Below are 25,283 nucleotides of genomic sequence, written 5' to 3'. Positions count from 1 at the left end.
ATTATTAGTCGATTTATCCTTGCTGAAGATTTATAATGCGATCATATTTCCCGCTTATTAGTTTCATATTATGTGTAGCTATTATAATAGTAACTCCAAATCGATTAAATTCTTCGAATAAACGTAGGATACTATTAGATAAAACATCATCTAAATTGCGTGTTGGTTCATCTGCTAGTAAAACTACCGGCTTGTTAACTATAGCTCGAGCAATACATACTCGATGTTTTTCACTATTAGATAACTGCATAATAAAATTATCAGCTTTATCCAGTAAGCTTACTTTATCTAACGCAGCTGATATTCTACGACGGATATTCTTAATACTAGCGCCAGTTATTACTAGTGGTATTGCTACATTCTCATATACCGTGCGATTTAGCAATAGAGGATTATCTGGAAAAATTATCCCCATTTGACGCCTTAACAAAGATACTTCACTATGTTTAATTTGGGTAATATTTTTACCACAAAAAAATATATCCCCAGAATTTGGACGTTCAAGGCCACATATTAATTTTAATAATGTACTTTTTCCTGAACCAGAATTACCGTTAATAATAACTATTTCAGAAGAACGAATATGAAAATTCATGCTTTGAATAACTTGCCTTCCAATAAGATAGCTTTTACTGACTTGTTGAAAACAAATCATATGATTTTATTCCTATAGGGAAAAAATTGCTTCAACAAAAATATTAGAATTAAAGGCACGTAAATCACTAATCCTTTCTCCAATACTTATATATCGAATTGGTATCTTAAATTGATCAGCAATAGCAAAAATTACTCCGCCTTTAGCTGTGCCATCTAATTTTGTTAAAGTAATACCTGTAATTTTGATTGTTTTATTAAATAATAATGCTTGTTGAACTGCATTTTGTCCTGTACCAGCATCAATAGTTAACATAACCTCATGTGGTGCCTCAATATCAATTTTTTTCATTACTCGTACTATTTTTTTCAGCTCTTCCATGAGAGAAACGTTATTTTGTAATCTACCAGATGTATCAGCAATTAAAACATCAATACCACGTGCTTTAGCCGACTGAATAGAATCAAAAATAACAGATGCAGAATCAGCGCCAGTGTGCTGTGCCACTACGGGAATATTATTAAGTTCACCCCATGCTTGTAACTGTTCAACAGCAGCTGCACGGAATGTATCGCCTGCAGCTAACATTACGCTTTTTTTTTCTACCTGATATTGATGAGCTATTTTACCAATAGTAGTAGTTTTACCTGCACCATTGACACCTACCATAAGAATAATAAACGGTTTTTTGTTTTCTATTACTAGTGGTTTATTAACTAATGATAGAATAGCAGTCATATCTGCGCGTAATTTACTATACAGTGCATCAGTATTTTTTATTTTATTATGATCTACATATGTAATAAGACTATCGAGGATTTTTTTTGTAGTTTCGAAGCCTACATCTGCCATTAAAAGTTGAGTTTCGATTTGATCAAATAGATGGTTATCAATTTTGGTACTAGAAAATAATCTCATTAGTCCAGAGCTGAAATGATGACTAGTATTTACTAAACTACGTTTTAGCTTAGATAACCATCCATCACGAACTTTATTATTCTGATTATGATATTGTTGATTTATAGATACAGTATTAGGAGTAGCATAATTTGTTTCTATACTAGTTAACTGATTATTTATCCCATCAGATTTATCGAGATTTATATTGCTTTTGTGATCGTTACCATCAGAGCCCATATGCTCAATCCTTACCTAACCTAGTTATATTTAGTTATACATACATTGAACTATATATTGAGATATTATCACTTACTTATAAGTATATACAAAAGCAAATGAGAAGATAAAAAAGCAGGTAAATAAAGACTATTCTTTCTGTGAAATTTATCAAATTGTCGCAATCTATATCTAGCTTCTATGTTGCTGTCTGTTAATTATTGCTATTACGTAAACGGTAATAGTAAGGTAGCTGTTGTGTTGCTTGTGTGAAAAAGATATATTCCATCAAATAACAGCAAGATGGAATCTCGCATCTTGCTAATGGATCATCCGCAGAAATTGTACTTCTTGCATGTTAAGTATATTTTACGTAACATCATAAAAATATCAGGACAACGTAGACCTATATAAAATTTTATTTGCCGAATTAAAACCATCTATAATTAACATTAAGTATTTTATTTCCTCAAGGAAATAATAATTTTCTTATAATACAAAGATAAGTATAGCTGATCTATAGAAGAGAATTTTTAGGAAAATCTTTTAAAAAATAATAGATTTTTCTTTTCTATAAGTATACTTGTCGCAGATAATACCACTCAGTTCATGTCCCAACAACTACTTGCACACCTCTCCTATGCTACATTTGTTCGACGGCATGGATTTCCATACCGGTATAATGTTATTTTTACTTTTATTATTAGTACTATTTTATGAGGCTATTAATGGTTTTCATGATACTGCGAATGCAATAGCTACTGTTATTTATACTCGAGCCTTACGTTATCAATTAGCAGTTGCTATGTCTGGTTTATTTAATTTCCTTGGCGTGTTAATGGGTGGTCTAAGTGTAGCTTATACCATTGTTCATCTTTTACCGATTGATTTATTGCTTAATGTAAGTTCCGCACAGGGATTAGCAATGATTTTTTCTATGTTGTTAGCTGCAATTATTTGGAATTTAGGTACTTGGTATTTTGGCTTACCAGCTTCTAGTTTTCATACTCTTATTGGATCGATAATTGGCATTAGTCTAACAAATGCGCTTCTTATAGATAATTCAATAGTACTAGCTCTAAATCTTCCCAAATTAATGGAAATATTCCTATCGTTGTTGATTTCACCTTTAGTAGGGTTAACAATAGCTGGAACTATCGTTTTTCTGTTAAGGTACTATTGGAGCAATACAAAAAAACGCCGGCGTATTCATATGACACCAAAAGAAAGGGAGAAAAAAGACGGCAAACGCAAGCCACCATTTTGGACTCGTATTGCACTTATTTTATCTGCTGCAGGTGTTAGTTTTTCTCATGGTGCTAACGATGGTCAAAAAGGTATTGGCTTAATTATGCTAGTTCTAATTGGGGTAGCTCCGGCTGGTTTTGTAGTCAATATGAATGCTAGTAGCTATGATATTAGCCGTACCCGTGATGCCGTTCATCATTTACAGCAGTACTATACGCAGCACCAATGTAATTTCAATATAGCTAATGTTGTTATGCCTTTTCCACAACAGACGAATAAGGTTTGGAAGAGATATAAGAGTGAGGTACCTATATTACATGAAGTTGCTTGTGAGCTTTCACAAGCATTAATGCCAATACATAGTGCTTCACTACTACTGAGTAATTTAAATAGATATGACGAATTAAGTTCTGAGCAACGCTCTTACTTACGCCGATTACTCATGTGTCTATCAGACATAACTAATCAAATAGCGCAATTACAAGAAACTCCAACTATAGATCAACTTTTTTTAAAAAATCTACAACAAGATTTATTATATACTGTGGAATATGCGCCATTGTGGATCATTATAATAGTAGCTTTTGCATTAGCTCTTGGCACCATGGTTGGTTGGCGTAGAGTAGCAACTACTATTGGTGAGAAAATAGGTAAAAAAGATATGACCTATGCACAAGGTCTTTCGGCACAAATGACCGCTGCAGTATTCATTGGTATCGCCAGCTATACTGGTATGCCGGTATCTACGACCCACGTACTTTCATCAGCAGTTACTGGTACCATGCTAGTTGATGGTAATGGTATACATAGCAAAACTATTAAAAATATTATTATAGCCTGGATTTTAACCCTACCTGTTACTATTATCTTGGCCAGTGGGATATACAGGCTTATAATTAAATTTATTTAGCTTAACTTATTAGAGTTGATATCTTTATCTATATTACTAATATTACTAATACCGTAGTGGCGTAGCATAGCATCTAGCTGTGGTTTACGCCCTCTAAAACGTGTAAATAACACCATAGGATCTTCAGATCCCCCGCGTGAAAGAATATTATCTATAAAAGACTTACCCGTTTTTTGGTTAAAAATTCCTTCCTCCTCTAGACGCGACCAAGCATCAGCAGCGAGTACATTGGCCCATAAATAGCTATAATAACCAGCAGCATAACCCCCAGAAAATACATGGCTAAAAGTATTTGGAAAGCGTGTCCACTCAACGTTAGGTAATACTGATACTTGTTTTTTTACTTTAGCTAGTATTTCTAATACGTTTATTCCATCAGAAGGATGGAACAGATAATGCATATAAAAATCAAAAAGACTTAATTCTACTTGACGTAATAAACCTAATGCAGCTTGGTAATTTTTTACTTTTAATAATTTATTTATTATTGCTGTTGGTAAAGGTTTCTTAGTTTCATAATGGCCAGAAATTAAATGTAATGCTTCAGGTTGCCAGCAAAAATTTTCCATAAATTGACTAGGTAACTCTACTGCATCCCAAGGAACCCCATTAATACCAGATACTCCTGGAGTTTCTATGATAGTTAGCATATGATGTATGCCATGACCAAATTCATGAAATAATGTGGTAACTTCATTATGGGTTAATAATGAAGGTTTTCCATTAACAGGACGATGAAAATTACAGGTTAAATAAGCAACTGGTTTTTGTAACGTACCATCGGCTTTACGCATCATACTAATACATTCATCCATCCAAGCACCAGAACGTTTATTATCACGAATATATAAGTCTAAATAAAAACTACCACGTAGTTCTCCTAGTTCATCAAATACATCAAAAAAGCGAACATCTAAATGCCAAACATCAACATTTTTACGTTCTACTATTCTGATACCATAAACACGTTTTACTATTTCAAATAAACCACTCAGAACCTGTGATTCAGGAAAATAAGGACGTAATTGTTCATCATTGATAGAAAATAAGCTTTGTTTTTGTTTTTCACTATAATAAGCGATATCCCATGGTTCTAATTTATCATGATTGAATTTGGTTTTTGCAAATTTACATAACTGTGCTAGTTCTTGTTCTCCCTGAGCAAAAGCAAGTTTGGCGAGATTATGGAGAAAATCGAGTACTTCTTGAGGATCTCTTGCCATTTTAGTAACTAAGGATTGTTCCGCATAATTATTAAATCCAAGAATATTTGCTAATTCATTGCGTAACGATAGTATTTCTTGTATTATAGGTCCATTATCCCATTTGCCAGCATTTGGTCCTTGATCTGATGCACGTGTGTTATAAGCTCGGTATAATTCCTCACGTAAGATACTATTATCACAGTAAGTTATAACTAATAGATAACAAGGAATATCTAGGGTAAGTAACCAACCTTCCTGTGCGTGTAACTCAGCATTAGCACGAGCAGCAGCTAGTCCACTATCTGGTATTCCAGATAACAGATCTTTATTCGTAATCAGCTTATTCCATCCCATAGTAGCATCTAGTACGTTATTGCTATAATTTGACTCTAAATTAGATAGTCGAGCAATAATCTGTCCGTAACGCTGCTGTTTTTCTGTTATAAGGTTAATACCAGACAGCTTAAAAGAGCGTAATGTATTATCTAATGCCTGTTTTTGTGCTATGCTTAGCATTTTATATTCATCACTATCACTTAAACTACAATAAGCATTGTATAGGTCTTTATGTTGTCCTACCCAAGTGCTATATGCTGATAATAGCGTTATACTTTCTTCATAAGCAGCACGTATTTCAGGATTATTATTAACTGCATTTAAATGATTAACTGGCGACCAAACATGGCTTAAATAGTTATCAGCATCTGCTATTCGCTGACAAAGATTCTCCCAGTTAAAAGCAACAGAATGATTACCTGTTACTTGCTCAATAGTATTACGGCAATAGTCTAATGCTTCTTTAACAGCCGGGACTATATTTTCAGAACTGATAACAGAAAATAAAGGTAATAAAGGCGGGACAAAACAATAGTTCTTCATAGTAGGTATATTTTAATTTAGTATTTTAAGAGAAAGCGAATAAAATCAAGTTAATAAGATTTCTTATTATCGAAAGAAATTAATATCTAGCATCATTGACATTTGTGTTCATAGTAGCTTTACTAAGCATAACAAGCTTTAGTTTTCTTTTTTGCAATAAAATCAAGACTAATGATACTACACATCTTACCTTTTTGCTAGCGATACCACTTAGCCTATATTTTACCGTTAGATATCCAAATAGTAACTATTTTAGGGAAGAATAATGCTATAAACCACCATGAATTATTGAGAATTAAACTTCAATACTATTATTCCTAAATTACAAGGAATAAAGAAAAGAATTTGCACGATAATGAATCTAATTAAAATATTGGACTAGGAGAAACATACATCATGTTAGAATTATTCAAGGCTGTTGGCCTAGGCTTAATGGTTTTGTTGCCTTTAGCAAATCCATTAACAACCCTAGCATTATTTTTAAGCCTCAGTGAAAATATGACCGCTGAGGAACGTAATCAGCAGTCACTACTAACATCTTTTTATGTATTACTTATCATGATCGTAGTTTTTTATGCAGGTACTACAGTCATGAATGTATTTGGTATTTCCCTCCAAGGTTTACGTATTGCTGGTGGTCTTATTGTTTCATTTCTTGGATTTCGTATGTTATTTCCTGAGCAGAATGATGAAATTAAAAATAATAGCAATAAGATAAAAAATATTAACATAGCTTTTGTACCGCTAGCAATGCCTAGTACAACAGGGCCAGGCACTATCGCGATGATTATTAGTTGGGTATCTACTTTTAAACATGATGTATGTTTTTCACCTTGGATAACAAAGATTACACCAATTTTAGTATTTATTACGGTAAGCTTAATCGTATGGTGTGTACTACGTAGTTCTAGCATAATCATGCGTATTGTCGGCACTAATGGTATCAAGGTCATTTCACAACTAATGGGATTTTTACTGGTATGTATGGGAGTACAATTTATTATCAATGGTATCAAAGGCATTATTTACTAATGTAATATAGTATATAAACATAATATATTTCATAAAAATTTTAATTAAATTAATATGTTATTTACTATATATAAATTTTAATCTATTTAGTATTAGCTACTAATTTAATTAGATATTGCTAAATATCTGTTATTACAAAATGATTAAAATAATTTATGTAACAATTCAGGCTTTCTATTTTATAGAAAGCTTATATATAAATCTTTTTTAATAAAATAGATTATGTATCTATATTTCTCTAAACTAGAGAATTAGATTATGTTTTTTGGATTCCTAATTTATTTTCTAAATAGTGAATATTAGTACCACCATTTTGGAAGTTTTCATCATTAATAATTTTTAATTGTAGATCTATATTAGTTTTAATGCTATCTATAATTAGCTCTGTTAATGCATTTTTCATGCGCGAAATAGCTACATTCCTATTCTCGCCAAAACAAATTAGTTTCCCTATCATAGAGTCATAATAGGGTGGAACTGAGTAGCTTGCATAAATATGTGACTCCCAACGAACGCCAAAGCCACTTGGAGCATGAAAACGCGTAATCTTGCCAGGACTAGGCAAGAAAGTATTAGGATCTTCAGCGTTAATTCGGCACTCTACTGCATGACCCAATATATTTATTTTATCCTGAGTAATAGATAGTGGTTGACCTGATGCTATTAGTAACTGTTCTTTGATTATATCTATACCAGTGATCATTTCAGTTACCGGATGTTCAACTTGAATACGTGTATTCATTTCTATGAAAAAAAACTCACCTTTTTCATATAGAAACTCAAAAGTACCAGCACCACGATAGCCTATTTCAATACAAGCTTTCGCACAACGTTCTCCAATATAACGACGTAACTCATCAGTAATACCTGGTGCAGGCGCTTCTTCTAGAACTTTTTGGTGACGGCGCTGCATTGAGCAGTCACGATCGGCTAAATAAATTACGTTACCTTGATTATCTGCTAAAATCTGAATTTCGATGTGTCGAGGGTTCTCTAGATACTTCTCCATATAAACTATATCATTACTAAATACAGCTTTTGCTTCAGCACGGGTAATTCGAATAGAAGATTCCAGATCTTGATCGTTACACACAATACGCATACCACGCCCACCCCCACCTCCGGAAGCTTTAATTATGACAGGATAACCAATAAGTTTAGCAATAGCATGATTTTTATGCATATCTTCACTTACTGGTCCATCTGAACCTGGTATACAGGGTATACCATTTTTTTTCATGGTTTTAATTGCTGATACTTTGTCTCCCATAAGACGAATAGTTTCTGCCTTCGGACCAATAAAAATAAAACCAGAACGTTCAACTTGTTCTGCAAAATCAGCATTCTCAGATAAAAATCCATACCCTGGATGAATAGCTGTTGATCCCGTAATTTCTGCTGCTGAAATAATAGCAGGAATATTCAGATAACTTTTTATTGAAGGTGGAGGTCCAATACAAATTGTTTCATCTGCTAACAACACGTGTTTTAGATCTCGATCTATAGTTGAATGTACAGCCACAGTTTGAATATTTAGCTCCTTGCATGTCCTAAGAATACGTAATGCAATTTCACCACGGTTTGCAATGACAATTTTATCTAACATTTAGTGCCTCATTCGATGATCATTAGTGGTTCGTCGAATTCAACTGGTTGACCATCATCTATTAAAATAGCTTTAACTACTCCAGCTTTATCTGATTGAATTCTATTCATGATTTTCATCGCTTCAATAATGCACAGAGTATCACCTAAGTTAACATTTTTACCTACTTCTATGAAAGGTTTTGTTTCTGGGCTGGGTGTTCGATAGAAAATACCCACCATTGGTGAGCGTACTAGATATGTACTAATCGTTGGTACGGTTGTAGTTTCTATTGAATTGTCAGATACAGTTGTCCCTAATTGTTGTTGGGACATAGGAACATCAGTATGTATCATTGGGTAGGCTGATTGTACTGTAGAACGACTAATACGAACTGATTCTTCACCTTCGGAGATTTTTAACTCTGAAATGCTAGATTCTTCAATCAGTTCAATCAGTTTTTTGATCTTACGAATATCCATAAGTGAAGTTCCATACTCTAATTAATGAGATTTTGAGAGAAGTTTAACCGCTTTATGTAAAGCAAAGTGATATCCATCAATACCTAAACCGCAGATTACGCCAACGGCAATATCAGATAGATAAGAATAATGTCTAAATGGCTCCCGAGCATATATATTAGATAGATGAATCTCGATAAATGGGATATTAACCGATAAAAAAGCATCACGTAGGGCAATGCTAGTATGAGTAAATGCCGCAGGATTGATAAGGATAAAATCTATCTTACCACGAGCCTCATGTATATGATGAATAAGTATGTGCTCTGCATTAGACTGAAAATGGCAAAGTTTTACTTTAAGATTTGCTGCAATATGAATCAAATCTTTGACGATTTCCGTAAGTGTGGTATAGCCATACTTTGTTACTTCACGGTGACCTAGTAAATTTAAATTAGGGCCATTCAGAAGCAAAATATGGAACTTATCAGTAATTATACTACTATCTAGCTTCAATTGGCGACACCCCATAAAAGATACTAACATTAAAGTTCATCAAGCGTGATTAAATTACAGCTAACTTGAATACGGTATAATACCTATTTTAGGTAATATTTAGGTATAAATCTCTAGATCAGCATAGCGTTATTTTATAATTAATGTACTAGAGTATAAAAAATTCATTTGTTGAACTAATCTTTATCTCAAAGTATTGGCAATATTAATGTATCAATTTATGTGCTACCGTACAAAATACAATAGCTTTATATCTATATTATTGGCTAATTAATATTAATTAGTTAAGAACTACTAATAGTTTTTATCTATTATATAATAAAATAGTTATGCTTAATTATGAGTTAAGCATACTGCATCTTGTTTGAATGTTAGGATATAATTTATGCTGAAAAAATTTCGCGGGATATTTTCTAATGATTTATCAATTGATCTCGGTACTGCTAATACTCTCATTTATGCAAAAGGACAGGGTATTGTCCTGAATGCTCCCTCAGTCGTTGCGATTCGTCAAGATAGAGCAGGATCACCAAAGTACGTAGCAGCTGTTGGTCACGAAGCAAAACAGATGCTAGGACGTACCCCAGGTAATATTATAGCTATTCGGCCAATGAAAGATGGTGTAATTGCTGACTTTTTTATAACAGAGAAAATGTTACAGCACTTTATAAAACAAGTACACAGTAATAGTTTCATGCGTCCAAGTCCACGCGTGTTGGTTTGTGTTCCGGTAGGTGCAACTCAAGTAGAACGTCGTGCTATTCGTGAATCGGCTCAGGGTGCTGGAGCACGTGAGGTTTTTCTAATTGAAGAACCTATGGCTGCTGCGATAGGTGCTGGACTTCCAGTATTCGAAGCTACAGGATCAATGGTAGTTGATATTGGTGGTGGTACCACTGAAGTAGCAGTTATTTCACTAAATGGAGTAGTATATTCCTCTTCTGTACGTGTTGGTGGAGATCGCTTTGATGAAGCAATTATTAATTATGTACGCCGTAACTATGGTTCTCTTATTGGTGAAGCAACAGCGGAACGAATTAAGCATAGCATTGGTTCCGCTTATCCAGAAGATGAACTGCGAGATATTGAAGTACGAGGTCGTAATCTAGCCGAGGGGGTACCACGTGGTTTTAGTTTAAACTCCCATGAAATTTTAGAGGCTGTACAGGAACCACTAACCGGCATTATAAGTCCTGTTAGAGTAGCACTAGAACAATGTCCACCAGAGCTAGCATCAGATATTTCTGAACGTGGTATGGTATTAACTGGTGGTGGCGCACTACTACGTAACTTAGATCGTTTACTTATGGAAGAAACAGGGATTCCTGTTACAATAGCAGATGATCCATTGACTTGTGTTGCACGTGGTGGGGGTAAAGCATTGGAAATGAATGATTTACATGGTGGTGATTTATTTAGCGAAGAATAGCTACAATATTTAGTGAGTTTAATAACTAATTAATATGAACTGGAATCGAATAGTCTTATTTAAATATCGTTCTGTTATTAAACCTATTAGAGGTAATTCTATGTCATTGCGACTATATCTAGCTATGATAGTTGCTATCATATTAATCATAGTTGATAATAGACTAGATAGTTTTACTACTATTCGTATGTATATGGATACGGTGTTAAGTCCAATTTACTTGTTTACCAATAGTACAGTGCAAAAATTAGATAATTTATCAACAATATTTACAACAAATGCTAAGTTAAAGCAAGAAAATAGAGCTTTGCGTCAGGAGCTAATATTACAAAAGAGTAAACAATTATTACTAATGCATTATAAACAAGAAAATACTACTTTGCGGAAACTACTAATAGCTCCATTACATCATGATGAGCATACAATTCTGACAAAGGTAATTTCCCTACAAATAGATCCATATATTAATCAAATAGTTATTGATAAAGGATGGAATAATGGTATTTATATTGGACAGCCAGTAATAAGCGACCAAGGAATAGTAGGACAAGTAATTGCTACTAGCAAGTATACTAGTCGTATCTTGCTAATTTGTGATACATCCCATGCAATACCGATCCAAGTATTGCGTAATAATATACGTGGTATCTTAATAGGTAAAGGATGTAATGCAGATTTACAGATTGAATATTTACCTCAAGATCTAGAAAAGATCGATATTCATGTTGGAGACTTATTGGTTACTTCAGGCTTAGGAGGTAGATTTCCAGAAGGTTATCCAGTTGCTGTTGTTTCATCTGTAAAGTTAGATTTACCTCGTACTCATATGCTAATTAAAGCGAAACCTATTGCTACACTACAGCATTTACATTATCTACTATTACTCTGGAAAAATAAGTAAATTCTGCTATAATATAGCTAAATAAGTATCGTTTTATTAAGAAGTTCGTTAAATTTACTATGATAGGTATCATATATATTGGTACTACCTAATAAAAGTCATACTAAGTAGATCTAAGTGATAAACTAGTGATAAACAGAATAGCTACATCATGATTTATGACACGATTTTATCGTCAATATAACTGGGTTATATGGTTATTCTTTTTTTTTATTATCATCATATTACCAATCATACCATGTAACAAACCTATTAATTTATTTTGGCCATCTTGGCTCAATTTATTACTAATTTATTGGGTTATGGTGCGACAAAATCGAATACATGTGGGAATAGTATTTTTAATAAGTATTATTGTTGATTTGATACGAGGATCAAAATTAGGTATACATCCTCTATTAATTAGTATAATTATATATATAGTTTTTATAAAAATTAAATTTTTTCGGAATAAAAATATTTATCAACAAGTAATTATTATAATATTGGCTTCAGCAATTGCTAAATTCATAGTAAATATTACTAATTATTTATTACTAAGTAATTCATGGCAAACAGGAATTTTATCTAGTAGCATAGTAGATGGTATAGCATGGCCTTTAGTTTTATGTATTATGCGTAAAATCACAAGCTAAAAATATTGCGTGTTCTTTATATAAGAACTTTTATGCTACCTAAAAGTAGCAATTATTAATTTAATATTTTTTTGTCGTTGTAGGTGAACAAACAAATGGCTTTTCTAGTCCATCTTTCCATATAGGTTGTAGCCCAGCATGGATAAATGCTTGCGCTACTTCTTGCATAGAACGATTATCTGATGGTAAAAACTGTTCTAATTCCGGTTTTTCACTAGCATAACCACCTGGTTGTGTTTTTGAACCCGCACTGACACTATTTACTACGATTGGTACAATATGATCACGGAAATATGGAGACTCTCTAGTAGAAAGAGAAATTTCTACTTCAGGAGCAAATAAACGAAAGGCACACATAACTTGTAATAACTGAGCTTCATCAATTAAAGATGAAGGTATTACTCCTTGTCCAGGATAAGGACGAAGTCGGGGAAAAGAAAGAGAGTAGTTAATACGCCAATAGTGATTGCGTAAATAAAGTAGATGCCGGGCTACCATATAACAATCAGTGCGCCAGTCCTGCGAGAGTCCTATTAATACTCCTAAACCAATTTTATCTATACCAACACTAGCTATGCGATCAGGAGTTTCTAACCGCCAAAAAAAATCACGTTTTTTACCACGTAGATGATGAATCTGATAGGTTGGTAAATGATAAGTTTCTTGGTAAACTAAAATACTATTTAACCCTAGTGTCTTTAATTCAGCATACTCTTGTGATAAAAGAGGCTGTACTTCCATCATAATGTACGTAAAATATTTACGTACTTTTGGTACGTAACGACGGAAATATTCTATACCTACTTTATGTTTATGTTCTCCAGTGACGAGAAGTATATTATCAACATTTTGGGCACTAATTACTTCGCATTCTTGTATAATTTCTTGCTCATCAAGAATTTTACGTTGTATACGATTACTAATCGAGAAACCACAATAACTACATTCATTGGTACAAAAATTCGATAGATAAAGTGGTACAAAAAAGTTAACAGTATTACCGAAACGCTGACGCGTTAAATAACGCGCCCGCTGTGCTAGTGGTTCTAGATAATTTTTAGCTGATGGCGATAGCAACGCCATCATATCTTCTGTACTAGGACTATTAGTATTAAGGGCTCGTTCTACGTCTTGCTCACTCTTACTATGAATACGTAAACTAGCTGTATTCCAATCTATTTTTTGCCAACACTGACTAAAAGTTATCATTTACATACCTCGTAGTGTGATAAAAATTGTGTTAATGGACTAGTTGCACTAGCATATTTTCTACGTTCTGCTAAACCAGCCGACTTAGCTAAATCACCTGCTGCTAATGCTAGACTAAAAGCTCTAGCCATAGCAACAGGATCTAGTGCTACTGCAATTGCTGTATTAACTAACACAGCATCGGCACCCATTTCTAGTGCTTCTAACGCTTGACTAGGTGCTCCAATACCAGCATCAACCACTACTGGCACTTGTGTTTGTTCAATGATAATTTGTAAGAAATCTTTGGTTTTTAGCCCTTGGTTTGAGCCTATTGGTGATCCTAGTGGCATTACTGCAGCGCAACCTACTTCCTCAAGTCGGCGACATAATACTGGATCGGCACTACAATATGGTAGCACAACAAAACCATCCTTGACTAATTTACTCGCAGCTTTTAATGTTTCTACTGGATCTGGTAGTAAATATTGCATGTCAGGGTGAATTTCTAACTTAATCCAATTAGTACCAATTGCTTCGCGTGCTAGCCTAGCTACAAATAATGCTTCATCGGCGTCTTTAGCACCAGATGTGTTAGGTAATAGCTTAACACCTGCTGTCCGTAACGTAGGTAGTATAGCATCATTACCTCCCTTTATATCTACTCTACGCATTGCTAATGTTACTAGCTCACTACCAGCTGCAGTAATAGCCTGTAACATTATTTCTTTTGTTGTAAATTTTCCTGTACCCATTAACAACCTTGAACGAAAAGAAATATCCGCAAGAGTAAACATTTTTTATCCTCCAGCAATAGCCTGGAATAGTAAGATATCGTCTCCATCTTGTACCTGATATTCTAGCCAGTTAGAACTAGTAATAATTGTATTATTAACTGCAAGTGCAGAACCAGAAATCTCTATATTAAGCTGCTTAAGTAACGTTATTAAAGTTAAGGGTGTAGCTAGCTCAATTGGCCGATCATTAAAAATAATAGTCATTATAGTTTTCCTATATTACTACTGGTATGATTAGCGCAGATTAGACAATGCTGATTAATACTTAAAGCTAATACGCGCAACTGAAGTTTTTTACCATTAAATAACAATAGTTTGCCGACTGTTTCCATCGGTAAACCACAAATTAATTTTATTGCCTCTAAAGCTTGTATGGTTCCCATAATACCAACTACTGGACCAAGAATACCGATAGTACGACAATTATGTTCTTTCTCTTGTATAGATGGAAATAAACACGCATAACAACCGCTACTAAAAGGTGGGGTTAAAACTATTAGTTGTCCGCTAAAACCAACAGCACTAGCACTAATTAGCGGTATGCTACAACGTACACAAGCAGCATTGATGGCATGACGTGTCAACATATTATCGCTACAATCTAGTACAATGTTGGCACGTTTTACTTGCATATCTAACCAAGTAGAGTTTTGTAGTCTCCTAATTAGAGGAATATAATGTACTTGCGGATTAAGTGCTGTGAGGTTTTGTTGTGCAACCTTTGCTTTTAGTTCTCCAATGTCTCTAGTACGATAGAGAATTTGTCGCTGTAAATTAGTAATATGGATATTATCATAATCTGCTAACAATAAGGTACCAACACCAGCCGCAGCAAGATACATTGATGCTGGTGAGCCTAACCCGCCTAAGCCTACTAGTAGTACAGTAGCTGCTTCCAACTGTTTTTGTCCAGTAGTACCAATATCTTCTAGTAAAAGCTGGCGGCTATAACGCAAAAAATCTTGATCGTTAAGCATAAATAGATTGCCAATGCTTAATTTTGTTCAGTATATTGATGGTAGCTTTATGCCAATCAGGTGCTCGTGTTATTGCACTTACTACAGCGATACTACCAACACCGCATTCTAAAACTGAATCAATTTTAGTAGCACTAATTCCACCTATAGCTACCGTAGGTAAATTTCTAGATTTAGTTACTAGCTTACGTAAGTTTTTTAATCCTTGTGGACGCGAATGCATAATTTTAGTAGTAGTAGGGAAAATATGACCTAGTGCAATGTAAGAAGGACCATATGTTATTGCACGCATTAACTCTTCTTCATTATGAGTTGATATTCCCCAGAATAATCCTGCGTGATTAATAGCATGAATATCAGCTTTATTAATATCTTCTTGCCCAAGATGTACACCATATGCACTATGGCGGATAGCTAGACGCCAGTAGTCATTGATAAATACCCGTGCGTTATATCGTCTTCCAAGTACAATAGCAGCTTCAATATCTGGCTCAACTTCAGCTTCACTCTTATCTTTAATTCTTAATTGTATGGTAGTGATTCCTAGATCTAGCATACGTACTAACCATACCAACGAATCAATAATAGGATAGAGACCAAGTCGATTAGGTAAATCTAAATATTTATCGGTCAGCATTTTTAATACCGCTATTATCTAATTTATTCATGAAACTATTACTAATAGTTTTTATATTTTTCATATTAGTGTAATTACGTATTTTTTTTGATAGCTTCATAGAACAAAACTTAGGACCACACATCGAGCAAAAATTTGCTAATTTTCCTGCTGTTTGCGGTATAGTTTCATCGTGATACATACGCGCCGTAAAAGGATCTAAAGCTAAGTTAAATTGATCTTCCCAGCGAAATTCGAAACGAGCTTTTGACATAGCATTATCACGTATTTGAGCACCAGGATGTCCTTTAGCTAGATCTGCAGCATGTGCGGCAATTTTATAGGCAATTAAACCCTGTTTTACGTCTTCCTTATTAGGTAAACCTAGATGCTCTTTAGGAGTTACATAGCACAGCATAGCACATCCAAACCAGCCTATTAGTGCGGCACCAATACCTGAAGTAAAGTGGTCATAACCAGGAGCAATATCTGTTGTGAGTGGTCCGAGAGTGTAGAATGGTGCTTCGTGGCAATATTTAAGTTGATCAGTCATATTACGCTCAATCATATGTAGTGGAATATGACCAGGTCCTTCGATCATTACTTGCACATCATATTCCCAGGCAATTTTAGTTAATTCGCCTAGTGTATGTAACTCAGAAAATTGTGCTTCATCATTAGCATCTTGTACGGAACCGGGTCTTAGACCATCTCCAAGAGATAGAGCAATATCATAAGCAGCACAAAGCTTGCAAATTTCACTAAAATGCTCATAAAGGAAGTTTTCCTGATTATGTACTAAACTCCATTGAGCCATAATAGAGCCACCACGCGATACGATACCAGTTAACCTACTAGCTGTTAGTAGAACATAACGTTTTAATACGCCAGCATGAATCGTAAAATAATCTACTCCTTGGTTAGCTTGTTCTAATAATGTCTCGTAGAAAATATCCCAATTAAGATTTTCTATGACTCCATTTACTTTTTCTAACGCTTGATAGATAGGTACAGTACCTATAGGTACTGGGCTATTACGTAATATCCATTCTCTAGTTTCGTGAATATAACTACCAGTAGATAAGTCCATGACTGTATCAGCTCCCCAACGAGTAGCCCATACTAACTTTTCGACTTCTTCCTCAATAGAAGATGTTACTGCTGAGTTACCAATATTTGCATTTACTTTTACGAGAAAATTACGGCCAATGATCATTGGCTCAGATTCTGGATGATTAATATTACTAGGTATAATAGCACGTCCTGCTGCTACTTCCTGCCGGACAAATTCTGCTGTAATATGATCAGCTTTTTTAGCACCAAAGTTAGAACCTAAATGCTGCTGATGTAGCACGTTGCTACTAATACGTTCTCGGCCCATATTTTCACGTAAAGCTATAAACTCCATTTCTGGCGTTATGATACCGGCACGTGCGTAATGTAATTGTGTAATACAGCGTCCATAGCTAGCTCGGCGTGGATTATAGTTAGTAGTAAAACTTAACTGTTTATCTGAACTCTGACGATCGTTATTATTATTACTTATTGGCTCACTATCTTGTCGTGCAAGAATCCATATCTCGCGTAACCGGTTAAGACCTGTACGTACGTTAATTGCTATAGTAGGATCACCGTAAGGACCTGAAGTATCATAAACTGGTATAGGTTGATTATCCTCATAATGTTCACCGTTTTTACCGATCAATGTAGGATGTAGCTTAATTTCACGCATTGGTACATGTACTGAAGGTGTTTTACCTTGTAAATATATCCTTCTTGAGTTAGGAAAATAGCTACTACCTGTTAAGCTATCCATAAAAGCCTGTGCTTTTGCACGGCTCACTCGGCGTGAAGCAGGTATTGATGATCTTGACATAAAAAATTCCTCTATATTACTATTGCCAATATATGCTTAGTCTTAAGTGATATAGTTACATCATTGATCTCAACATCTAACTTAAAGAGAATAAAATTATTTATACTTAACATTAATTTTATTTAAATTAATGTATGAAAATTAGTTAGAGTGGTCATGAATGATAGTAAAAGCGTCTAACATATTTCATGAGCGCTAAAGCTAATTAGATTGATAAACTATACAATCTAATATGTAAATTCATCATATTACTGTTGATAAAGAGTAATATGAACCTATCAACTCAAAGCTAATATTTTCTAGATTGCCAGTGAATATTTGATAGTGCAACTAAAATGCAATATTAAATTTATTTATTAATAATAAGTTATTATTACTTAATAATATATATGCTTTAATTTTATTAAAATTTGCTATTACTAATATTAGTAGTTATCTAATTATTATTGATATATAAAAGCATTATATGTATTCATCTACATTGTAATAATGTTTTATTACTCAACTATTGGCAGCTAGGGAGTAGTTATGTACTAGTAAGTATTTAGTTACGCATAATCTATGTTTATCTATCAAGTTGGTGGGAGGCGCAATATAAGATATTAATAATAGCACTAAAACTATTATTAGAAATAACAATTATTATGCTAACTAGCAATATAACTATTATTTATAAAAAATAAATAAAGTTTTACAGTGTATAATTTCATTTTTAGCGTAAAAATACGTTGTACTAGATGCTTAGTAAGCAATAAAAATGTAAGGATAAGATATGAATAAAACTCAACTTATTGATGTTATTTCGGATAAAGCAGATCTTTCTAAAGCACAGGCTAAGTCAGCATTAGAATCTACCTTAGCAGCAATTACGGAATCTTTAAGAGGAGGAGATACCGTACAATTAGTTGGTTTTGGTACTTTTAAGATTAATCATCGTAGCGAGCGTATTGGCCGTAATCCACAAACTGGCAAAGAGATAAAAATAGCTGCTGTGAATGTACCTACATTTATTTCAGGTAAAACATTAAGGAAAGCAGTAAAGTCAACAGATTCATAAAAAAGAGGGGAAATTTTCCTCTCTTTTGAGAAAGAAAAGATTAAAGATTGATGCTATATTTAGTTGTTTATTAGGTTACTTTAATTAAAGTGAATATTAAAATGAATAAGAAAATAAAATTAACCATTATTTTTTTTCTCTTCTGTTTTATCTTTACTTCATATAGTATGATAGAAAGGGATATTGAAGTTGGTTTTTCTCCTGGAATAACAGCTAAATATATAATTCTTAATGCTATATTAAATGCAGAAAAATCTCTTGATATTGCTGCATATTCATTTACTAATAAAATAATAACATTAGCTATTATTCATGCACATCAACGTGGAGTTAAAGTACGAATCATCGCTGATAAAAAATCAAATCATAATAAACGTACAGCTATATACCATTTAATCAATCATAAAGTACCAATTAGGTTAATTAGTCATTACTCAATTATGCATAATAAATTCATTATTGTAGATAATAAGTCTGTGCAAACAGGATCATTTAACTATACACAGAACGCAGAATCTAATAATGCGGAAAATGTCATATTTATAAAAAATAAGCCATATATTGCTAACCAATACACTAAAGAATTTAATCGACTATGGGTCGAATCAATCTCAGAAATAACAGAAAATACATAAAATACTAAGAGAAATATATCAAATGTTTATTTTCATTATCTTGATTATTATTGCTTTATTTTTGACTGCCATAGCTAGTATAAAAATTGTACCACAAGGTTACCAATGGACTGTAGAAAGGTTTGGTCGTTATACCTGTTTGCTCATGCCAGGTTTAAACATTATTTTGCCATTAATTGATCGTATCGGTAGAAAAATTAATGTTATGGAACAGTTACTCGAGATTCCATCACAAGAAATTATCTCTAAAGATAATGCTAATGTAACTATTGATGCAGTTTGTTTTATTCAAGTAGTTGATGCCGCACGTGCCGCTTATGAAGTTAGTAATTTAGATCGAGCTATTACTAACCTAACTATGACAAATATACGTACTGTGTTAGGCTCAATGGAATTAGATGAAATGCTTTCACAACGGGATAATATCAATAGTCGCTTATTACATATAGTAGATGAAGCAACAAACTCTTGGGGTATCAAGATAACACGGATTGAAATTCGTGATGTACGTCCACCAGCTGAATTAGTAGCTTCGATGAATGCTCAAATGAAAGCAGAAAGAACAAAACGTGCTGAAATATTAGAATCAGAAGGAGTTAGACAAGCAGCTATTTTAAAAGCTGAAGGAGAAAAACAAGCACAAATTCTTAAAGCAGAAGGTCAAAGACAATCAGCATTTTTAGAAGCGGAAGCTCGTGAACGTGCAGCAGAAGCTGAAGCACATGCTACTAAAATTGTTTCACAAGCTATTGCAAATGGTAATATTCAAGCTATTAGTTATTTTGTAGCTCAGAAATATACTGATGCTTTGCAAGCTATTGGTGCATCCGAAAATAGCAAAATTGTAATGATGCCATTAGAGGCAAGTAATTTTATAGGTACTATTGGTAGTATAGTAGAATTAATTAAAAAGGGTAAACAATAACCAAATAATTAAGTAACCATAATGTAATTGTGTATTTTAACTTCCTATATTATATAGGTATAATAAAAAATTATTTTTTACTATTATAAGTATTTTATTTCCTAAGGAGAAAAAATATGGCTTATCGTTCCCTATCTTTGATTCCTGCACTAAGCAATAATTTGTTGTCTGATAGATTTACCCAAATGGATAATCTATTTAGTCGGCTAACCGGAGAAAAACCGCTAGTAGATACCCCAGCATATAATCTCATACAAAAAGATAAAGAACATTACGAACTCACAATTAGTGTCCCAGGTTATACACAGGAAGAGCTAGATATTTCTGTACTGAATAACCAGCTTACTATTAGTGGAAAACAAGAACAGCAATCTTCTGATGAACATGAAAAAACCGAGATTAAATGGTTACATCATGGAATAACAAAGCAATCTTTTGCACTTAGTTTTAATTTAGAGCATAGGATTAATATCCAGAAAGCCAATTTAGATAATGGTCTACTAATCCTACAATTTAATTACTATATTCCTGAAGAAGAAAAACCTAAAAAAATTGCTATTAAGGTACAAAAAGAATCAGCTACACTTATCAAGTAATTTTTTAACAAAAATAAAACGCCTCAATGAAATTGAGATTACTGAGGCGTTTTATACTATGTAAGTATTTTTTGACCTTGATTAAAATGCTTAATAAAAGAAGAGTATACTAGGTTTTAAATCTAGTACCAATGTCTCGCCTGTAGAAACTATCTGGCCATGATATTAAATCGGCTATTCGATAAGCATTAACTTTAGCTTCTTCTAAAGTCGAACCTAATGCAGTAACACATAAAACACGACCACTTTGAGTAATAATTTTACCTTTTGTTAAGCTCGTTCCAGCATGAAAAATCTTTTGTTCTTGATTATTTTGAATATTATGTAGGCCATATATTTCATCCCCAATACGGTAATGATGAGGATAACCACCTGATGCTAGCACTATACTTAGTGCTGATTTTTTTGTCCATATTGCTTTTTCTTGATTTAATTTGCCTTTAATAGCTGCTAAACAATGAGCAACTAAGTCGGAACGCATACGTAACATAATCGTTTGTGTTTCCGGATCACCTAAACGACAATTAAACTCAAGTACTTTTGGCTGTCCATCTGGTGTAATTATTAACCCCGCATAAAGAAAACCAGTATAAAGATTATCTTCTGATGCCATACCTTGGATTGTAGGATATATTACCTGGTTAAGTATTATTTGATACAATTGATCAGTAATTGCTGGTACTGGAGAATAAGCACCCATACCGCCAGTATTAGGTCCTGTATTGTTTTCTCCTACTCGTTTATAATCTTGGCTAGTAGCCATTGGTAAAATATTATTACCATCTACCATCACCATAAAGCTAACTTCTTCACCACGGAGGTATTCTTCGATAAGAATACTATTATTAGCTTTACCAAAGCTATGCTTAGTGAGCATATACTTAATGGCAGATTCTGCTTCTGCTTGTGTAAAGGCAACTATTACTCCCTTACCAGCTGCTAATCCATTTGCTTTAATTACAAGAGGTGTACCTTGTTGTTTAACGTAAGCTATTGCAGGACTAATTTCTGTAAAATGTTGATAAAATCCAGTTGGGATACGATGACGAGTAAGAAAATTTTTCGCAAAAATCTTCGAACCTTCTAACTGTGCTGCAGCTTTAGTAGGGCCGAATATCCTGAGCCCAGCAGTTTGAAAAATGTCTACGATACCTTCTACCAATAATGTTTCTGGACCAACGATAGTTAAACCTATATCATGCTGTTTTGCAAACTCTACTAGTTTTGGAATCTCAGTTGAGAGGTCAATATTTTCTAATGAAGCCTCAAGATCAGTGCCAGCGTTACCAGGAGCAACAAATACTTTATTTACTAAATTAGAGTTTGCCACCTTCCATGCTAAAGCATGTTCACGTCCGCCATTACCAATAATTAAAATATTCATTACTTGGCTCCTATCTTTATTTAGTGGCGAAAATGACGAATATTAGTAAATATCATAGCTATATTATGTTCATTAGCAGCTGTAATTACTTCTTGATCACGAATAGACCCACCAGGCTGAATTACACAGCTAACACCAACTTTAGCTGCTGAATCTAATCCATCCCGAAAAGGAAAGAACGCATCAGAAGCCATTGTTGATCCACGTATATTAAGTTTGTTGTCTATAGCTTTTATGCTCGCAATTTTAGCAGAGTCTATACGGCTCATTTGACCAGCACCAATACCAATGGTGCGTTGATTTCTAGCATAAACAATTGCATTTGATTTAACAAATTTGACTACTTTCCAGCAGAAAAGTGCATCTTGTATCTCCATAGTAGTCGGTTGACGTTGGCTTACTATACGTAAATCATGTAAGTTTATCATAACTAAATCGCGTTCCTGTACTAATAACCCACCATTCACTTGTCTAAAATTTAGATTAGGTATCGGTTTATTCCATTGTCCACTGCTCAACACTCTTATATTTTTTTTCTTAGCTAGTATTAATAGAGCTTCTTGATCTACTGTTGGTGCAATAATTACTTCTATGAACTGACGAGCAATAATCTCCTGAGCAGTGCATAAATCTAATGATCTATTAAAAGCGATTACTCCTCCAAAAGCTGAGGTAGGGTCAGTTTCATAAGCACGTTGATAGGCAACTAATATTGTTTTGCCCATTGCCACACTACACGGATTAATGTGTTTAACAATTACGCAAGCTGGTTCACTAAATTCTTTCACACACTCTAATGCTGCATCAGCATCAGCTATATTATTATAAGAAAGGGCTCTCCCTTGTAGCTGCTTTGTAGTGGCAATTGATTTTTCTTTATTTCTAGTATCAAGATAAAATGCTGCTAATTGATGTTGATTTTCGCCATAACGCATATCTTGTTTCTTAACAAAGTTAATATTCAAGATAGGTGGAAATATACTAGAACACTTACTACTATCAGTATATACCTGGCTTGTAAAATAGTCTTTGATCTGACTATCATAAGTAGCAGTATGTTGAAATGCCTTAATCGCTAAATTTAAACGTGTTTCTAAGGAAACAGCACCATTATTACAATCTATTTCATTAATAATAGAGATATAGTCATTAATACTGACTACAACTACTACATTGCTATAGTTTTTAGCTGCAGAACGCAAAAGAGCTGTACCACCGATATCAATATTTTCTACTACTTTTTCATGGTTACATGTTGCAGATGCTACTACTTCAGCGAACGGATAGAGATTAACTACAACCATATCAATGTGCTCAATTTTATACTGTTGCATGATAGTATCATCGATATTACGACGGGCTAGGATACCACCATGTATTTTAGGATGTAATGTTTTTACTCTGCCATCCATTATTTCTGGGAATCCTGTGTAATTAGATACTTCTGTAACATGTATTCCAGCGTTTACCAGTAATCGTGCTGTTCCGTTAGTAGATATAAGCTGAACACCTCTTTTTAATAATGATTTTGCTAATTCACAAATATTTGTTTTATCTGAAACACTAAGTAAAGCACGGCGAATAATAATCGGTCTTTGCATAGTCAATTATTCCTAGATCAATTAACATATAATAATATGATATTCTTATGATTTTTTTATTGTTCTATGATATGAATTAACATTTTTACCTCGTGATCTAAAATAATTAGCTAACTGTTCAGCTATATATACCGAACGGTGTTTACCCCCCCGTGCAACCTATTGCGACTGTAAGATAACTACGATTATTAATCTCTAGCATTGGTAGCCAATGTTCTAGATAACGACAAGTTTCATTAATAAAATTATGTACTTCAACATGTCGATTGAGGAATCTTACAACAGGTTGGTCTAGACCAATCATTTTTCTTAATTTAGGTTCCCAGTAGGGATTAGGCAAAAAACGTACGTCAAAAACGTAGTCCGCATCAATAGGAATACCATATTTATAACCAAATGATTCAAATATGATAGTCATTTCCCGCTGGTATTTACCTAAAATACGGGTACGTAATATTGAGGCTAGTTCATGTACAGACATCTCAGTAGTATCTATAAACATATCTGCGCATGAGCGTAGTGGTTCTAATAGAGTTTTTTCTTCATTAATCGCATTTTCTAACGAAAAATTGCGATGCGATAAAGGATGTAGCCGGCGCGTATAACTATAACGACGAATCAGAGTATTATACTCGGCATCTAGGAATAAAATTTGTGGTAAAAATACTTGCAATAAAAAAAAACTATCGATGGTGTTTTTTAATTTTGCTGGTGAACAAGGCATATTACGTATATCAATACTAACTGCTACAGAAATATTACTCTTAATAAACATATCTACTAATTGTGGTAGTAGTATTACTGGTAGATTGTCGACACAATAAAAACCCATATCTTCTAAAGCTCGTAACGCAACAGATTTTCCTGAACCAGATCGACCACTGACAATCATCAGTACCATGACGGTAAACACCTATGGCTGAATTTTTCCAAGAAATTGATATGGTTTATTGATGTTAATAACTTATTGAATAATAACATTATAAATGAAGATTTATTTTAACTGTCTTCACTAAGATAATATATCATATTACTGTATGTTTACAATTATAGCTATAAATTGTTATATAAAGATTTACAATAAGTTATTATTTTAATGTCTAGATTTTAGCGAGCTCA

At 33.6% G+C, this 25,283-nt stretch carries 21 protein-coding genes and 3 pseudogenes; 9 read left to right on the top strand and 15 right to left on the bottom strand.

All coding sequences use genetic code 11. The annotated features are described in order from the left end of the window. Positions 1–13 precede the first annotated feature (13 nt). Both BCI_RS00285 and ftsY read right to left on the bottom strand, forming a co-directional pair. Positions 14–655: a cell division ATP-binding protein FtsE gene (locus tag BCI_RS00285; RefSeq protein ID WP_011520268.1), complete on the bottom strand. Its 642-nt coding sequence runs from the start codon at positions 653–655 to the stop codon at positions 14–16. A 12-nt stretch (positions 656–667) separates the two neighbouring features. Next, a pseudogene (gene ftsY, locus BCI_RS00280) lies at positions 668–1,567 on the bottom strand (signal recognition particle-docking protein FtsY); the annotation flags it as partial. A 784-nt stretch (positions 1,568–2,351) separates the two neighbouring features. Between ftsY and pitA the strand changes: the two are divergent. Beyond that, entirely contained in the window at positions 2,352–3,869 is a 1,518-nt protein-coding gene (gene pitA / locus BCI_RS00275; protein WP_041574876.1) for an inorganic phosphate transporter PitA, read from the top strand. Here pitA and prlC read toward each other — a convergent pair. Continuing rightward, complete coding sequence (prlC, locus tag BCI_RS00270) at positions 3,866–5,953, bottom strand: oligopeptidase A (RefSeq protein WP_011520265.1); 2,088 nt, start codon at positions 5,951–5,953, stop codon at positions 3,866–3,868. The two genes, pitA and prlC, sit on opposite strands and share 4 nt — an antisense overlap. A 396-nt stretch (positions 5,954–6,349) precedes the next feature. Here prlC and BCI_RS00265 point away from each other — a divergent pair, with 396 nt between their 5' ends. Next, entirely contained in the window at positions 6,350–6,985 is a 636-nt protein-coding gene (locus BCI_RS00265) for a MarC family NAAT transporter (protein ID WP_011520264.1), read from the top strand. Positions 6,986–7,241: 256 nt separating this feature from the next. Here BCI_RS00265 and accC read toward each other — a convergent pair whose 3' ends face one another. From accC to aroQ, 3 genes are read right to left on the bottom strand one after another with little or no spacing between them, the layout of a single operon-like run. Continuing rightward, entirely contained in the window at positions 7,242–8,591 is a 1,350-nt protein-coding gene (accC, locus tag BCI_RS00260; RefSeq protein ID WP_011520263.1) for an acetyl-CoA carboxylase biotin carboxylase subunit, read from the bottom strand. An 8-nt stretch (positions 8,592–8,599) separates the two neighbouring features. Next, positions 8,600–9,052, bottom strand: coding sequence for an acetyl-CoA carboxylase biotin carboxyl carrier protein (accB, locus tag BCI_RS00255; protein ID WP_011520262.1), 453 nt, complete (start codon positions 9,050–9,052; stop codon positions 8,600–8,602). Between the two features lie 21 nt (positions 9,053–9,073). Beyond that, positions 9,074–9,526 carry a type II 3-dehydroquinate dehydratase gene (gene aroQ, locus BCI_RS00250; protein ID WP_041574908.1) on the bottom strand — a complete coding sequence of 151 codons (453 nt, stop codon included), beginning with the start codon at positions 9,524–9,526 and terminating at the stop codon, positions 9,074–9,076. 406 nt (positions 9,527–9,932) lie between these two features. Here aroQ and BCI_RS00245 point away from each other — a divergent pair, with 406 nt between their 5' ends. From BCI_RS00245 to mreD, 3 genes and pseudogenes are all read left to right on the top strand, one after another. Beyond that, positions 9,933–10,976 (top strand): rod shape-determining protein, encoded by a 1,044-nt coding sequence (locus tag BCI_RS00245; RefSeq protein WP_011520260.1) that lies wholly within the window; start codon positions 9,933–9,935, stop codon positions 10,974–10,976. Between the two features lie 76 nt (positions 10,977–11,052). After that, positions 11,053–11,865, top strand: a pseudogene (gene mreC, locus BCI_RS00240) (rod shape-determining protein MreC); the annotation flags it as partial. Positions 11,866–12,035: 170 nt separating this feature from the next. Further along, on the top strand, positions 12,036–12,512 hold the full coding sequence (gene mreD, locus BCI_RS00235; protein ID WP_011520258.1) for a rod shape-determining protein MreD: 477 nt from the start codon (positions 12,036–12,038) through the stop codon (positions 12,510–12,512). Between the two features lie 60 nt (positions 12,513–12,572). On the opposite strand, the gene thiH is transcribed toward mreD, so the two are convergent. The 6 genes from thiH to thiC are packed head-to-tail and all read right to left on the bottom strand — an operon-like array spanning position 12,573 to position 17,966. Further along, positions 12,573–13,721, bottom strand: a complete 1,149-nt coding sequence (gene thiH / locus BCI_RS00230; RefSeq protein ID WP_011520257.1) for a 2-iminoacetate synthase ThiH — start codon at positions 13,719–13,721, stop codon at positions 12,573–12,575. Next, positions 13,718–14,497, bottom strand: a complete 780-nt coding sequence (locus tag BCI_RS00225) for a thiazole synthase (protein WP_011520256.1) — start codon at positions 14,495–14,497, stop codon at positions 13,718–13,720. The genes thiH and BCI_RS00225 overlap by 4 nt, the downstream gene beginning before the upstream one ends. A 3-nt stretch (positions 14,498–14,500) precedes the next feature. Continuing rightward, complete coding sequence (thiS, locus tag BCI_RS00220; RefSeq protein WP_011520255.1) at positions 14,501–14,701, bottom strand: sulfur carrier protein ThiS; 201 nt, start codon at positions 14,699–14,701, stop codon at positions 14,501–14,503. Continuing rightward, positions 14,701–15,474, bottom strand: a complete 774-nt coding sequence (locus tag BCI_RS00215) for a HesA/MoeB/ThiF family protein (protein WP_011520254.1) — start codon at positions 15,472–15,474, stop codon at positions 14,701–14,703. The genes thiS and BCI_RS00215 overlap by 1 nt, the downstream gene beginning before the upstream one ends. Further along, complete coding sequence (gene thiE, locus BCI_RS00210) at positions 15,467–16,111, bottom strand: thiamine phosphate synthase (RefSeq protein ID WP_011520253.1); 645 nt, start codon at positions 16,109–16,111, stop codon at positions 15,467–15,469. Before thiE ends, BCI_RS00215 begins: the two co-directional genes overlap by 8 nt. Then, positions 16,098–17,966, bottom strand: coding sequence for a phosphomethylpyrimidine synthase ThiC (thiC, locus tag BCI_RS00205; RefSeq protein WP_011520252.1), 1,869 nt, complete (start codon positions 17,964–17,966; stop codon positions 16,098–16,100). The genes thiE and thiC overlap by 14 nt, the downstream gene beginning before the upstream one ends. 772 nt (positions 17,967–18,738) lie before the next feature. On the opposite strand from thiC, the gene hupA reads away from it, so the two are divergent. The 4 genes from hupA to BCI_RS00185 all read left to right on the top strand — a co-directional run bounded on the left by hupA (position 18,739) and on the right by BCI_RS00185 (position 21,179). Continuing rightward, positions 18,739–19,023, top strand: coding sequence for a nucleoid-associated protein HU-alpha (hupA, locus tag BCI_RS00200; protein WP_011520251.1), 285 nt, complete (start codon positions 18,739–18,741; stop codon positions 19,021–19,023). Between the two features lie 101 nt (positions 19,024–19,124). Then, positions 19,125–19,658, top strand: coding sequence for a phospholipase D family protein (locus BCI_RS00195; RefSeq protein WP_011520250.1), 534 nt, complete (start codon positions 19,125–19,127; stop codon positions 19,656–19,658). A gap of 22 nt (positions 19,659–19,680) precedes the next feature. Then, positions 19,681–20,583, top strand: a complete 903-nt coding sequence (locus tag BCI_RS00190; RefSeq protein WP_011520249.1) for an SPFH domain-containing protein — start codon at positions 19,681–19,683, stop codon at positions 20,581–20,583. Between the two features lie 116 nt (positions 20,584–20,699). Continuing rightward, positions 20,700–21,179 carry an Hsp20 family protein gene (locus BCI_RS00185; protein WP_011520248.1) on the top strand — a complete coding sequence of 160 codons (480 nt, stop codon included), beginning with the start codon at positions 20,700–20,702 and terminating at the stop codon, positions 21,177–21,179. A gap of 109 nt (positions 21,180–21,288) precedes the next feature. Here BCI_RS00185 and purD read toward each other — a convergent pair whose 3' ends face one another. The 3 genes and pseudogenes from purD to rapZ form a co-directional block, all read right to left on the bottom strand. Then, entirely contained in the window at positions 21,289–22,563 is a 1,275-nt protein-coding gene (gene purD / locus BCI_RS00180) for a phosphoribosylamine--glycine ligase (RefSeq protein WP_011520247.1), read from the bottom strand. Between the two features lie 20 nt (positions 22,564–22,583). After that, a complete protein-coding gene (gene purH, locus BCI_RS00175) occupies positions 22,584–24,164 on the bottom strand; it encodes a bifunctional phosphoribosylaminoimidazolecarboxamide formyltransferase/IMP cyclohydrolase (protein WP_011520246.1) in 1,581 nt (526 codons plus the stop codon). Positions 24,165–24,209: 45 nt separating this feature from the next. Beyond that, positions 24,210–25,065, bottom strand: a pseudogene (rapZ, locus tag BCI_RS00170) (RNase adapter RapZ). Positions 25,066–25,283 lie beyond the last annotated feature (218 nt).

It is taken from the genome of Baumannia cicadellinicola str. Hc (Homalodisca coagulata), from assembly GCF_000013185.1.
Classification (GTDB): Bacteria; Pseudomonadota; Gammaproteobacteria; order Enterobacterales; family Enterobacteriaceae; genus Baumannia; species Baumannia cicadellinicola_E.
This window is presented reverse-complemented; position numbering and strand designations above follow the sequence as displayed.

Bases quoted from the DNA above. Each gene is read 5' to 3' on its own strand.
- purD (WP_011520247.1), bottom strand. From the start codon at position 22,563: ATGAATATTTTAATTATTGGTAATGGCGGACGTGAACATGCTTTAGCA.
- pitA (WP_041574876.1), top strand. From the start codon at position 2,352: ATGCTACATTTGTTCGACGGCATGGATTTCCATACCGGTATAATGTTA.
- BCI_RS00225 (WP_011520256.1), bottom strand. From the start codon at position 14,497: ATGTTTACTCTTGCGGATATTTCTTTTCGTTCAAGGTTGTTAATGGGT.
- thiE (WP_011520253.1), bottom strand. From the start codon at position 16,111: ATGCTGACCGATAAATATTTAGATTTACCTAATCGACTTGGTCTCTAT.
- BCI_RS00190 (WP_011520249.1), top strand. From the start codon at position 19,681: ATGTTTATTTTCATTATCTTGATTATTATTGCTTTATTTTTGACTGCC.
- BCI_RS00265 (WP_011520264.1), top strand. From the start codon at position 6,350: ATGTTAGAATTATTCAAGGCTGTTGGCCTAGGCTTAATGGTTTTGTTG.
- thiC (WP_011520252.1), bottom strand. From the start codon at position 17,966: ATGTCAAGATCATCAATACCTGCTTCACGCCGAGTGAGCCGTGCAAAA.
- purH (WP_011520246.1), bottom strand. From the start codon at position 24,164: ATGCAAAGACCGATTATTATTCGCCGTGCTTTACTTAGTGTTTCAGAT.
- accB (WP_011520262.1), bottom strand. From the start codon at position 9,052: ATGGATATTCGTAAGATCAAAAAACTGATTGAACTGATTGAAGAATCT.
- accC (WP_011520263.1), bottom strand. From the start codon at position 8,591: ATGTTAGATAAAATTGTCATTGCAAACCGTGGTGAAATTGCATTACGT.
- BCI_RS00245 (WP_011520260.1), top strand. From the start codon at position 9,933: ATGCTGAAAAAATTTCGCGGGATATTTTCTAATGATTTATCAATTGAT.
- BCI_RS00285 (WP_011520268.1), bottom strand. From the start codon at position 655: ATGATTTGTTTTCAACAAGTCAGTAAAAGCTATCTTATTGGAAGGCAA.
- thiH (WP_011520257.1), bottom strand. From the start codon at position 13,721: ATGATAACTTTTAGTCAGTGTTGGCAAAAAATAGATTGGAATACAGCT.
- thiS (WP_011520255.1), bottom strand. From the start codon at position 14,701: ATGACTATTATTTTTAATGATCGGCCAATTGAGCTAGCTACACCCTTA.
- BCI_RS00185 (WP_011520248.1), top strand. From the start codon at position 20,700: ATGGCTTATCGTTCCCTATCTTTGATTCCTGCACTAAGCAATAATTTG.
- hupA (WP_011520251.1), top strand. From the start codon at position 18,739: ATGAATAAAACTCAACTTATTGATGTTATTTCGGATAAAGCAGATCTT.
- BCI_RS00195 (WP_011520250.1), top strand. From the start codon at position 19,125: ATGAATAAGAAAATAAAATTAACCATTATTTTTTTTCTCTTCTGTTTT.
- mreD (WP_011520258.1), top strand. From the start codon at position 12,036: ATGACACGATTTTATCGTCAATATAACTGGGTTATATGGTTATTCTTT.
- prlC (WP_011520265.1), bottom strand. From the start codon at position 5,953: ATGAAGAACTATTGTTTTGTCCCGCCTTTATTACCTTTATTTTCTGTT.
- BCI_RS00215 (WP_011520254.1), bottom strand. From the start codon at position 15,474: ATGCTTAACGATCAAGATTTTTTGCGTTATAGCCGCCAGCTTTTACTA.